The organism is Bacillus sp. 05T21, from assembly GCF_056396785.1.
In genome coordinates this window covers 561,356-574,442 of the sequence record NZ_JBFTMD010000002.1, presented here as the reverse complement: position 1 = coordinate 574,442, position 13,087 = coordinate 561,356, and the positions used below count along the sequence as shown (strand labels likewise).

General features: G+C 37.0%; 11 protein-coding genes. 9 read left to right on the top strand and 2 right to left on the bottom strand.

Annotated elements, in window-relative coordinates; all coding sequences use genetic code 11:
- Positions 1–218 precede the first annotated feature (218 nt).
- From AC1DKZ_RS07925 to AC1DKZ_RS07915, 3 genes are all read left to right on the top strand, one after another.
- Positions 219–515: a protoporphyrinogen oxidase gene (locus tag AC1DKZ_RS07925; RefSeq protein WP_476995923.1), complete on the top strand. Its 297-nt coding sequence runs from the start codon at positions 219–221 to the stop codon at positions 513–515.
- A gap of 74 nt (positions 516–589) precedes the next feature.
- Entirely contained in the window at positions 590–1,066 is a 477-nt protein-coding gene (locus AC1DKZ_RS07920) for a PH domain-containing protein (protein ID WP_476995922.1), read from the top strand.
- Complete coding sequence (locus AC1DKZ_RS07915) at positions 1,059–2,474, top strand: PH domain-containing protein (RefSeq protein ID WP_476995921.1); 1,416 nt, start codon at positions 1,059–1,061, stop codon at positions 2,472–2,474. The genes AC1DKZ_RS07920 and AC1DKZ_RS07915 overlap by 8 nt, the downstream gene beginning before the upstream one ends.
- A gap of 139 nt (positions 2,475–2,613) precedes the next feature.
- Here the strand turns inward: AC1DKZ_RS07915 and hmoB are convergent, their stop codons facing one another.
- Positions 2,614–3,117, bottom strand: a complete 504-nt coding sequence (gene hmoB / locus AC1DKZ_RS07910; protein ID WP_476995920.1) for a heme-degrading monooxygenase HmoB — start codon at positions 3,115–3,117, stop codon at positions 2,614–2,616.
- A gap of 127 nt (positions 3,118–3,244) precedes the next feature.
- Here hmoB and AC1DKZ_RS07905 point away from each other — a divergent pair, with 127 nt between their 5' ends.
- The 6 genes from AC1DKZ_RS07905 to AC1DKZ_RS07880 all read left to right on the top strand — a co-directional run bounded on the left by AC1DKZ_RS07905 (position 3,245) and on the right by AC1DKZ_RS07880 (position 11,977).
- A complete protein-coding gene (locus AC1DKZ_RS07905; RefSeq protein WP_476995919.1) occupies positions 3,245–5,362 on the top strand; it encodes a transglycosylase domain-containing protein in 2,118 nt (705 codons plus the stop codon).
- A 189-nt stretch (positions 5,363–5,551) separates the two neighbouring features.
- Complete coding sequence (gene hemE / locus AC1DKZ_RS07900) at positions 5,552–6,598, top strand: uroporphyrinogen decarboxylase (protein ID WP_431181486.1); 1,047 nt, start codon at positions 5,552–5,554, stop codon at positions 6,596–6,598.
- A 14-nt stretch (positions 6,599–6,612) separates the two neighbouring features.
- Positions 6,613–7,548, top strand: a complete 936-nt coding sequence (gene hemH / locus AC1DKZ_RS07895; protein WP_113936582.1) for a ferrochelatase — start codon at positions 6,613–6,615, stop codon at positions 7,546–7,548.
- A 19-nt stretch (positions 7,549–7,567) separates the two neighbouring features.
- Positions 7,568–8,989 (top strand): protoporphyrinogen oxidase, encoded by a 1,422-nt coding sequence (hemY, locus tag AC1DKZ_RS07890; protein WP_476995918.1) that lies wholly within the window; start codon positions 7,568–7,570, stop codon positions 8,987–8,989.
- 217 nt (positions 8,990–9,206) lie between these two features.
- On the top strand, positions 9,207–11,573 hold the full coding sequence (locus AC1DKZ_RS07885; protein ID WP_476995917.1) for a DUF6359 domain-containing protein: 2,367 nt from the start codon (positions 9,207–9,209) through the stop codon (positions 11,571–11,573).
- 104 nt (positions 11,574–11,677) lie between these two features.
- Positions 11,678–11,977: a hypothetical protein gene (locus AC1DKZ_RS07880; protein ID WP_476995916.1), complete on the top strand. Its 300-nt coding sequence runs from the start codon at positions 11,678–11,680 to the stop codon at positions 11,975–11,977.
- 48 nt (positions 11,978–12,025) lie between these two features.
- On the opposite strand, the gene AC1DKZ_RS07875 is transcribed toward AC1DKZ_RS07880, so the two are convergent.
- Positions 12,026–12,868: a hypothetical protein gene (locus tag AC1DKZ_RS07875; protein WP_404455802.1), complete on the bottom strand. Its 843-nt coding sequence runs from the start codon at positions 12,866–12,868 to the stop codon at positions 12,026–12,028.
- Between the last annotated feature and the right edge of the window lie 219 nt (positions 12,869–13,087).

Genomic DNA, 13,087 nt, shown 5'->3' with positions numbered 1-13,087 from the left:
TGAGGGTACCTTTTTAGCATAAAAAAAGCATCTAGCAAAAGTACTAGATGCAAATAAAAACACAAGGGAAGACAAAATTCTTCCCGTTTCCCGTAAGTAATTATATCAAAAAAATTATAAAAAACTAGCTTTATTTTTTATATAATTGATGTGTAAAGCTATGAAAGTAAAAGATTACACTATTTTTATAGTGTTTTATTAAAAAAGGAGTTGTATAAATGATTAATTTTAAACCAGAAAATTTAAACCAACTATTAAAAGTGATGTTAATTAGTGCGAATAAGTCTTATGACGCGATTAAAGATTATGAATTTACTGGAGAAGCAGTAGCATTCCGTGTAGACTTCGAATATATTGACGTTTCTCTAATGATTATAGATATGTTAGGAAGATCAGCTTCTAAATTTAATATTTTGCCATATGCTCGTCCTAATACGAATGAAATAGATTACATTCAGTTTCAAGTGTATTCGATTAATGAAGGGAATTTTAAAGAAATGCTCGACACGATGTAAGAAACTATAATTTTACAAAACTGTATATAACAACTAATATATAATTAATAAATTCATATAATTGGAGTGATGAGATGCAGCCGTTAGAAAAGGAGATTCATTCTAATATGCTAAAAGTGTGGAGAATTCATGCTTTAATTGGGGCGGCAGTTATACTAGCAGTCGTAATTGCGTATTTCTTTTTTATGATTAACTTTAACTGGTGGGGCTGGTTGTTTGGATTGTTAGTGACAGGAGCAGTTATATACATACCACTTGACTATTTTGTATTTCCAAATTTACGTCAACGTTATTATAGTTACAGATTAAATGAAGAAGAGATTGAGATTCAAAAGGGAATGTTCGTTGTGAAGCGCGTACTTATTCCGATGATTCGCGTGCAGCACGTAACGATTGAGCAAGGGCCAATTATGAGAAAGTATAATTTAGCAGAATTACATATTTCAACAGCGGCAACTTCTCATAGTATTCCAGGCTTAACGAAGGAAGAAGCAAAGCAGTTGAAAAGACAAATTGGAGAGCTTGCGAAGGTGAGTGATGAGGATGTATAAGAGGCAACATCCGATCACGATATTATTAGGTATTAGAATTGCGACTTTGTTGCCTTTTATTTTTCTTGTTTTATTTCGTTCAGGTGGTGAAGTAGAACCTTGGTATTTCTTACATCTTGTTCTTTTGGCTATATTATTTATTATGGCGATATTTTCAGCTATAAAATGGTATTTCAAAGTGTACTGGATTGAGAGTAATATTTTACATATAAAACACGGTGTTTTTGTGAAGAAGGAAAGTTATTTAAATAAAGACCGTGTGCAAAATATTAGTACATCTTCTAATGTCATTTATCAAATGCTTGGACTTACGAAATTAAATATAGAAGTAGCGGGCGGCGGTAGTGAGCCAGAAGTGATGTTAGCGGGTATTAGAGAAGATAAAGCGAAAGAACTGATTGCTTTATTACATAAAGAGAGAAGCGTTTTGAGTGAAGAGGCGCCCGCAGAAGAAGAAAGTAAGACGGTTTATCGGTTAACAGCGAAAGAAATTTTATTCGCATCTATTACATCTGGCAGATTTGGATTAGTGTTTTCTATGTTAGTAATCCTTTACACAGAGTTTAATCAATTTCTTCCAAAATGGCTCATAAATAAAGTGGAAGCTTATGTGGTGGATAACGGTGTATATGAATTAATCGTTATGGCCGCGATTTTAATGGCGGTTTCGTGGGTCGTTTCGACAGCTGGTTATGCGCTAAAATATGTGAACTTTAAAATAGAGCGAAACGGAAATGAAATTCGTATTGTGCAAGGGTTATTTGATAAGAAAGAGTTTGTCTTAAAGCTCCACCGCATTCAAGCGATTACTGTAAAAGAAGGAATTCTCCGCCAGCCTTTCGGTTATTGCTCTGTCGAAGTGGAAGTCATTCAAAGTATAGAAGCGGCAGGGAATGAAGTGATGTTACATCCTTTTATGAAGAAAAAAGATGTACAGCAGCTACTTGCCTATTTACAGTTGCCATATGAAATAGAAGAGGAAATCGTTCATTTACCGAAGGCTGCATTACGCCGTTACGTCATAATGGGCTGGATTACAAGTGCTGTGCTCGCTGTGCCAATCGCTGGTGCGAGTATATATTTTAAACAACATACTGCGTTGTTCGTTCTTATACCGCTATTTATTGTATTTACAATACTTGCATACGCTAGATATAAAAGTGGTGGATATATGATACGAGACAATCAGTTAGTAATGGTGCACCGAGGTCTCGCGAAATATACAGGGATCATGCGAAGAAGGCATATTCAAGTGGTCGGATACAATCAATCTTATTTTCAAAAGAAAGACGAGTTATGTACAGCTGCTGTAGCGGTGGCGGGACATGGTTATGAAGTGAAGCATATGCGAAAAGAAGACGCGCTTCGCATATATAATTGGTACAAAGAAAAAGGAAACACCGTGTAATGGTGTTTCCTTTATTTGTGTCGTCATTTGTCGATAAGTCGATATATTCGAAAAATCGCTGATATATTTTGAGTTGCGCCGATATATTCGAAAAATCGCCGATATAATTTCATATACCGCAGACTCCGAACTCCGAAAATTAAACTAACACATCAAAAGTAGTCACGAACGACGGGCGAGAGAAAATGCTTTTTTGCTGTTCTGCATGTGGATGTCCTTGTCCTTGTCCTTGTCCCTCTGCTTGTGCAGGACGTTTTTTATGAGCGTTTTCGAATGAACGTGATTCTGTCCAGTCTTTAAAGTTTTGCTCAGTTTCCCACATCGTTAAGATGACATATGTATCATTACTTAATGGACGAAGAACGCGGATTGCTTGGAAACCAGGTTCGTTTTCGATTAGACCAGCACGGTTTTTAAAACGGTTTTCAAATACAGGGCGACCTTCGTCTGTTACAGAAATGTTGTTACAAACGATGTAGCCAGGTTGTCCTTTAAATTCTCCAGCAGCGTCTAATACGTCATACTGAAGTGTGGATTCCACAGATTCTTCAGTATTTTCTTTATAAAACATATCTTTTTCGTTATTTTTTGCAGTGAAATGTGCTTGTTCTAGAGGTGTTTCGTATGAAATAATAGCCTTCATTTTAATGCCCCCTTTATGGTTTGTCTCTATTATATCAATTCTCTTAAAAAACTTCGAAGATTATATACATAAAGATACTTCTTTTTCAAATAATAAATGTACCATCATTTGGAAAGAAGGCCGATGTATGAAGAAAGCAAAGTGGACTTTATTAGGCGGGATATCAACGTTCGTAGTAGCGATTGTACTCTATAAACTTATTGTGTTAACTGGTGGCTATATGATGGATGAAAAGCAGCTTGTTTTCCACTCTTCATCACGTATCGTTGACCAGAAAGGAAAAGAAATTACGAAGTTATATGTAGAAAATAGAGAGCTCGTGCCGATTGAAGAAATTCCAAAGTACGTGCAGCAAGCATTTATTGCTGTGGAAGATTCTCGTTTTTATGAGCATCAAGGAATTGATTACCCTTCTATATTTCGGGCGCTTTATAAAGACGCGTTAGCTGGAGAGAAGGTAGAAGGCGGTAGTACGATTACGCAGCAACTAGCTAAAAATGTCTTTTTAACTCGCGAAAAAACATTTACGCGTAAATTGAAAGAGGTCGCAATTTCTCTTCAATTAGAGCAAAAATATACGAAGCAGCAAATTCTTGAAATGTATATGAACCATATTTATTTCGGTCATGGGGCATATGGTATTCAAGCGGCAGCAAAGTTGTATTTTAATAAAAATGTAGAAGATTTAACAGTGGAAGAGGGAGCTATGCTTGCAGGGCTTCCGAAAGCACCAAATGGCTATTCACCGTACTTATCCCTAGAAAAGAGTAAAGGGCGCCGTGATCTTGTTTTGTCACTTATGCATAAACAAGGCTATTTAACAGCGGAAGATAGTGTTCGTTACCAAGGGAAAACAATCGCTCTTTATAAAAATTCAGATGAACGTGAACTCGCATATATGCCTTATATCGATATGGTTATAGATGAAGCGGCGCGTTTATATGGTTTATCGCATCAAGAAGTACTGCGCGGAGGATATACGTTTGTCGTACCGATGGATGAAAAAGTTCAAAAGGTAGCATATAACCAGTTTCAAGATGCGAGAAATTTCCCTGGTAAAGAAAACGGGGCGCAAGGTGCATTTTTATTAATGGATAATCAGACTGGCGGAATTAAAGCCGCGATTGGCGGAAGAGAGTATGTTCCGAGAGGGCTTAATCGCGTTTTTGCAAAGCGGCAGCCTGGTTCTGTTTTAAAGCCGCTTATCGTATATGGACCTGCACTTGAGACGAAGAAATATAATCCATATTCTTTATTAACGAATGAAAAAAGTTCGTTTGAAGGTTATGAACCTCGAAATTATAATCATGAGTATACGAAAGAGATGACGATGTACGATGCGGTATTAGAATCAGCAAATGTGCCAGCTGTATCTTTATTAAATGAATTAGGGGTAGATGAGGGAAAGCAATATTTAGAGAAAGGGAATGTTCATATTGCGGACTCAGGTTTAAGCACAGCACTTGGCGGGCTGAAAAATGGTGTTTCTCCATTTGATCTTGTCAAAATGTACCGATCTTTTTTAGCAAACGGGAATATTATCGAACCGCACGTTATCGATAAAGTGTTAAATAGACACGGGGCGGTCATTGGAGAATCATCAAAAGCTGAAACGAAAGTCTTTTCGAAGCAAACGGCATGGTATATGACAAAGATGCTTGAAGGAGTTGTGAAAGAAGGTACGGCAAAAGCTGGCGTATATAATGGAGCTTTAGCTGGAAAAACAGGCACAACTTCACTGCCGAATGATGACAATGGTGCGCGTGATATGTGGTTCGTTGGATATACACCGAATTTAGTAGGTGCAGTTTGGATTGGCTATGACCGCACCGATAAAGAGCATCAATTACAAGATGGAAATGCATCTGCAACGATGTTATTTAAAAAGATTTTAACGAAAGCAAATATACAAGATAAAGCGAGTTTTCATAGGCCAAAAGGTGTTGAAACAATTGGACTGCCAATTCGTTTAGATAAGATTCAAAACGTGGAAGCAAAACTAGCATTTAGTCCTTTCGGTTTATTTACAATGAAACTAAGCTGGACGCCGCTTCCTGATGAGAGAATTATGTACCGGATTTATAAAGTTGAAAAAGGAATTCATACTCACGTTGGAACGGCAAAAGGAACAGGGAAATATGAGGAAAAGTTTATTAATATATTCTCAAAACCAAGTTTTTACGTTGTGCCATATAACACACAAACGAACCGTGAAGGAGAAAAGTCAAAAGTAGCTAAACCGTAGTTTTTCTCTGTGCTATAATAAGAATGTTGTGAAAATAGTAAACGTTTTTACGAACGTTTGTGTCAATTTAATGAACAACGTACATAATGTTATGCATTTTGTTTTTACAAGCTGTATAGTAAAAAAAGATAAATATCGGAATAGAGCATATTTAAAGAAAAAGCATTGGTAAGGAAGGGAGCTAGGGTCTTGGTAAGAACTATAAATGAGACATTTTTAAAAGCATGTAGGGGGGAACGTACAGAGTATGTACCAGCATGGTATATGCGTCAAGCAGGTCGTTCACAGCCGGAATATAGAAAGATAAAAGAGAACTATTCTTTATTTGAAATTACACATAATCCAGAGTTGTGCGCTTACGTTACAAAGTTGCCAGTTGATCAATATAACGTAGACGCAGCAATTCTTTATAAAGATATTATGTCACCACTACCTGCAATTGGTGTTGATGTGGAAATTAAATCTGGCATTGGTCCAGTTATCGATAATCCAATCCGTTCTTTACAAGACGTAGAAAAATTAGGGGAAATCAATCCAGAAGATGACGTACCTTACATACTAGATACAATTCGTTTATTAACGACAGAAATGTTAGATGTACCGTTAATCGGTTTTTCAGGAGCTCCATTTACGTTAGCGAGCTATATGATTGAAGGCGGTCCTTCTCGTAATTATCATAATACGAAAGCGTTTATGTATGCAGAGCCGAAAGCTTGGTTCGCTTTAATGGATAAGCTTGCAGATATGGTTATTACATATTTAAAAGCGCAAATTAATGCAGGAGCAAAAGCGGTTCAAATTTTCGATTCTTGGGTTGGAGCAGTAAATGTAGCGGATTACCGCATATTTATTAAACCAGCGATGGAGCGTATTTTTGCAGAAGTTCGCCCGATGGGTGTTCCAATGATTATGCACGGCGTAGGTGCTGCACATTTAGTGAATGAATGGCACGACTTACCGCTTGATGTAGTAGGTTTAGATTGGCGCTTACCGATCGAAGAAGCACGCGCACGTGGTGTTCACAAGGCGGTACAAGGAAATATGGATCCTTCATTCTTATTAGCACCTTGGCCTGTTATTGAAGAACATGTAAAAGGTATTTTAGATCAAGGGATGAAGCAGCCAGGTTATATCTTTAACTTAGGTCACGGCGTATTCCCAGAAGTAAATCCAGATACATTAAAACGCTTAACTACATTTATTCATGAGTACTCTAAAGAACAGTTAGCGAAGTAAAGGAGATTGTCTGTATGAAAAAGAAAATTGGTTTGCTTGTAATGGCATACGGAACGCCATATAAAGAAGAAGATATTGAACGTTACTATACACATATTCGCAGAGGAAGAAAGCCAAGTCCTGAAATGCTAGAAGATTTAACAGAGCGTTACCGTGCAATTGGTGGTATTTCTCCTTTAGCTACTATTACATTAGAGCAAGCTAAAAAGTTAGAAACGCGTTTAAATGAAGTTCAAGATGAAGTAGAGTACCACATGTATCTTGGTTTAAAACATATTGAACCGTTCATTGAAGATGCAGTACAAGCTATGCATAAAGATGGAATAGAAGATGCAATTGCACTCGTTCTTGCCCCTCACTATTCTACTTTTAGCGTGAAGTCGTATGTAGGACGAGCGCAAGAAGAAGCAGGAAAACTTGGGAACTTAACAATTCACGGCATCGATAGCTGGTACAAAGAACCGAAATTTATTCAGTATTGGGTCGATGCAGTGAAAGGTATATATAACGGTATGTCAGAAGCAGAACGTGAAAAAGCAGTGTTAATCGTATCTGCACATAGCTTACCAGAAAAAATTATCGCACTTGGCGATCCATATCCAGATCAATTAAACGAAACAGCTGACTATATTGCACGTGGTGCTGAAGTAGCAAATTATGCAGTTGGCTGGCAAAGTGCCGGAAATACACCAGATCCTTGGATTGGTCCAGATGTACAAGATTTAACGAGAGAATTAAATGAAAAGCACGGCTACAATTCATTCGTATATGCACCAGTTGGATTTGTTGCGGAACATTTAGAAGTTTTATATGACAATGATTTTGAGTGTAAAGTGGTAACGGATGAAATTGGCGCGAAATATTATCGTCCAGAAATGCCAAACGCATCGGACGCATTTATCGACTGTTTAGCAGATGTTGTATTAAAGAAAAAAGAATCTGTAATGTAAGTAGAAAGGGGGAGCTTACTTGAGGAAAAAAGTTGTGATCATCGGCGGTGGCATCACAGGATTGACAACAATGTATAACTTACAAAAAGAAATTCGTGAAAAAAACTTGCCGATAGATGCATTGCTTATAGAAGCGTCTGGTAAACTTGGCGGGAAAATTCAAACCGTTCAAAAAGATGGATTTACAATTGAACGTGGCCCTGATTCTTTCTTAGCAAGAAAAGAGAGCGCAGCTAAGTTAGTGAAAGAATTAGGACTTGATGCTGAACTTGTAAATAATAAGGCCGGTCAATCGTTCGTTCTCGTAAACAATCGGTTACATAAAATGCCGAGCGGTTCAATGATGGGAATTCCAACGCAAATTACGCCGTTTCTATTTTCCGGATTGTTCTCCCCAATTGGTAAACTAAGAGCTGGTTTTGACTTATTAATGCCTAGATCAAAACCAGTTTCTGATCAATCACTCGGGCAGTTTTTCAGGCATCGCCTTGGAAATGAAGTCGTTGAAAATTTAATTGAGCCATTATTATCTGGTATTTATGCAGGGGATATTGATGAAATGAGTTTAATGTCAACATTCCCTCAAATTTATCAAATTGAACAGGAGCACCGTAGTATTTCACTTGGTATGCGTACGCTCGCTCCAAAGCAAGAGAAGGCTGAATTGAAAAAAGGAATCTTTAAAACTTTGAAAACCGGTTTAGAATCTATAGTAGAATCTCTTGAAGCGAAGATTCCTAATGATATGGTAATGAAGGGAACTCGTATCGAAAAGGTTGCAAAACTTGGTGATAGTTATACGATTATGCTTAGTAACGGAAAAGAAATGGAAGCAAACGCGATTGTAGTTGCGACGCCGCATAAAGTATTGCCATCTATGTTTGCGCAGTATAAGCAGTTTCGTTTCTTCCGTAACATTCCGTCTACATCAGTTGCAAACGTGGCACTTGCTTTCCCAAAGTCTGCAATTCAGCGTGATATTGAAGGTACCGGATTTGTCGTATCAAGAAATAGTGATTACACGATTACAGCGTGTACGTGGACACATAAAAAATGGCCACATACAACGCCAGAAGGAAAAACGCTTCTTCGCTGTTACGTCGGACGCCCAGGTGATGAAGCGATTGTTGAACAAACTGACGAAGAAATTGTGCAGCTCGTACTCGAAGACTTACAAAAGACAATGGATATTACAGAGGATCCAGAGTTTACAATTGTAAGCCGCTGGAAAGAAGCGATGCCTCAATATACAGTAGGCCATAAAGAGCGAATGAAAAAGCTCACAACATTTATGGAGGAAGAATTGCCAGGTGTGTATTTGGCAGGTAGTTCTTATGCTGGTTCTGGTCTTCCGGCTTGTATTGAGCAAGGTGAGTTAGCGGCGAAACGTGTGTTATTTCATTTAGAGAAATTAATGGAGACTAAATTAGTCGCACATTAAAATATTTCAAACAAAACGCCTTCAATTATATTGAAGGCGTTTTGTTTATTGGATAAAATACCTTTAGTCAATAAAGCTATATAAGTTATTTTGTATTATAGTTTGAAAACTTGTAAATTAAATAAATTTTGTGTAAAACTTGTCGAAATATAGTTCTATATAACGAATCATTTGATATGATAGAAATGTTGAGAAAATATGAAATAGGGAGAGGGAAATGGCTGTGAAGAAATTATTAAGTGTCTTTTTATCATTGATGTTATTGCTTTCATTTACTGGAACTTTAGCGCAGGCGGAAGAAACTACTTCTATGTCAGTAGAAAAAGCAATTCAAGTATTTAAGCAGCAAGGGAAAACGAAGGGGATAGTGGAAGGATATATCGTTGGGTATACGCAAAGTCCTTCTAAATACACGAAAGATCCGGCTAAGTTTGACGACACAAACGTGGCAATTGCCGATTCGCCAAACGAAACGAATCCAGACAAAATCATGCCTGTTCAATTGCCAAAAGGCGATGTGAGATCGGCAGTAAATGTGAAAGACCATCCTGAAAATATCGGGAAGAAAGTTAGGTTGACAGGGACGCTTGAGTTATATTTCGGTAGCCCAGGTTTAAAATCAGTAACAGCTCATAAGTTTCAAGGAGAAGAACAAAACCGCGTTAGCGATGTAGTGGCATCACCAAATGGTGGGGAAGTTGCAAAAGGAACAGCAGTAACATTAACAACGAATACAGAAGGAGCAACAATCTACTATACGTTAGATGGCTCTAATCCTACAAATAAAAGTGTTCGTTATAACGGACGAATTATAGTGAATGAAAATAGTGTAGTGAAAGCAATCGCTGAAAAAGAAGGGCTTACTTCTTCAGCAGTTTCGACATTTTCATTTATAATCGTAACAAATGAACCAGTTCGTATTCATAATATTCAAGGGAAATCACATATTTCTCCTTACAATGGGAAGAAAGTAAACAATGTGGAAGGCGTTGTCACAGCGCTTGATAAAAATGGTTTTTATATAGAAGATAATCAGCCGGATAATGATCCAGCTACTTCTGAAGGTATTTACGTATACAAAAAAGATACGAATGTAGCAATAGGAGATCTTGTCCAAGTTGATGGAGAAGTAGAAGAATATGTTGGGCCTGGATATGCAGAGCGATTTGAAACAGACTTAACGACGACGGAAATTAAGGCGAGTCGCGTTGCAGTAATCGCAAAAGATCAACCTTTACCAGCGCCGATTGTATTAGGAGAAAACGGTGTAAAAATCCCTGATCAAATTATCGATAATGATGCATTCGGTCTATTTGATCCAAATGAAGATGCAATCGACTTTTATGAAAGTGTAGAAGGCATGCGCGTTACGATGCCAACGCCAAAAATTATCGCTCCGCAGAAAAACGGTAATTTATATGTAACAGTAAAAAATGGCGGAGATAAAGTAGTAACGAAGTATGGTACACCTTTATTAGATAAAGAGCAATTAAATCCAGAGCGCCTTTCTGTAAAAGTACCTCGTGATTATGTCGCGAAAGTAGGCGATACGTTCACTGGAGATATAACAGGCGTAGTAGGATATGACTACGGTTCGTTCCGCATTTCGCCAGTAACGGAATTACCATCTGTAGTGGACGGCGGATTTAAGCAAGTAGGGGCAAATATTCAGCCGCGTCTTGATAAGTTAACAGTTGCTACATATAACATTGAAAACTTCTCAGCGAACAAAAAAGAAACCACAGATGAAAAAGTAAAAGCGTTAGCTTATTCTATTAAATATAATTTAAAAATGCCTGATATTATCGGTGTACAAGAGATGCAAGATAATAATGGAGCAATCAATGACGGTACGACTGATGCATCTTTAAGCGCAAAGCGTATCATTGATGCTGTATTAGAAATTCGTGGACCGAAGTATGAGTATGTAGAAATTGCGCCAAACAACAATCAAGACGGCGGGGCACCTGGAGCGAATATTCGCGTCGGTTTCTTCTATAACCCATCTCGTGTGAAATTAGCGACAGTACCGAAGTTACTAGATAAAAATGTAGTTCGTATTGGAGACGAAAATCCTTTATTTGAAAGTACACGTAAACCGTTAGCGGCAGAATTTACGTTCCAAGGACAAAATGTTGTTGTCATTTCAAATCACTTAAACTCAAAACTAGGAGATGCAACGCCATTTGGAAAAGTGCAGCCGCTCGTATTAAAGAGTGAAGAAAAACGAGTTCAATTAGCACAAGAAGTGAATCATTTCGTACAAGGTATTCAAGAAAAGAATACAAATGCACCAGTTGTTGTATTAGGTGATATGAATGACTTTGAATTCTCTAAACCTTTAGAAGCACTAGAGGGAACGATATTAAAAGATATGTTAAACACAGTGCCGAAAGAGAACCGCTACACGTACATTCATGAAGGTAACGCACAAGTGCTAGATCATATTTTAGTAACAAATAACATCGCACCGCACACAATTGTAGACCCTGTACACTTAAACTCAAACATTATGAAAGAACATGGACGTGTAAGTGACCACGATCCAGTACTTGCTCAAATTGATTTGAAGAAGGCTTCTTAAATAGTCGAGAAAGAACGCTTAGAAATATACTAAGCGTTCTTTTTCTGTAAAAATCATGTTAAAATTAATTTAAAATTCAGTTTTTTATAATGAGGAGGTTAAAGATGCAAGCATGGTTAAATGGAAAGTTAATGAATCAGCTTGCAATTTTTTTTAGTACGATCGTCATGCTCCAATTTGTAGCTGATGTAACAGGGCTTACACAGAATCTAGATAGTATGTATTACTTAATAAATACCGCAACTTCCTATATAACGTTTAGTTTGGCGATTATTTTTACTTTAATCGGTGCAAGAAGAGAATTAAGTAAATATGCAATTATTGCATTATGTTTAGTGGTAGCTATTAAAGCAATTTATTTTGCGGCTGTTGTTATTTTGTGGGGATTGGCTGGTACGCCGTAAATGAATAAAAAAACCTAATTTCCAAGATAACGTGAGGAAATTAGGTTTTTACAATGGCTGAAAAGCTTTTCTACATCGATCTCGTTTTTGAAGTCTTCTCATATATCTTTTTTTGTCCCGTTGTAATCCTTTTATGTACATAAATAAGCTGACAAGGAAGAAAAATGTACATTGTAAAATGTATGGTGACATCCCGTGTAATGGTTGTTTTGGATCATATAAGTGAATAGGTGCTCCGCCTATTGTAGGGAATATTGTATTTAGCAGGACGAAGGGAATGGAAGTAACTGCCAATGGGAATAGAAGTGCCATGTAATCCTTTTGTGACCATGTGGACGCTGCTAAACCTAAGAGGGCCATTAAACCAGCGAATAAAAAATTAATCCCAATATATAGATAAATATAAGTGATGGGAGAAGAGAAATATAACTCTGCGAACATTCCGTTGCCATTTATCATGCTAGTACCGACGGTCGGCTCTCCATTTGGAATTGTTAATTTGCAAAGTAATAAAGAAAGAATGAACGGTAAAGTATAAAGAAATCCACCGCAGAAAAATGTAACGATATACTTTGTAAAGGAATACGAGAATAGGGAAATTTCCTTACTTATAAAAGTTTTGAAACCATCGGATTTATCGGAATTATAACTCGTACTAAATGGTAAACTTGCAATAACAGGCATTAATAATAAATAAATATCCATTTCATTATTACGAAACCCGATCCATTTAAATGCAGTTGCTATAGCCCCATTCGTTGCGTCTCCTAAATAACGAATTACATAATAATAATGATAAATAGAAATAAGAGCTAATCCACTAAACATAATAATTAAAGAAACACGATTACAAAAAGCTTGCCTTATATTTAAACGAAGCGCACGCATCATGACTGAAAAAGCCTCCACTATTTTTATAAATCTGTCTACTTTCTATATTACTATTAAATGTAAGGATTTTCTTGTTTTTTTATTTGTTTATTAGAAAAAGAGGAATTTTGTTGTTGTTAGGTAAGGTTTAACTGTAGAAGAAAATTGTCAGAGTGAAAGGAAAAGGAAGGACATATTGAATTCTAGTTTAGACAAAATTAAGCTTTCTAAACTGAAATA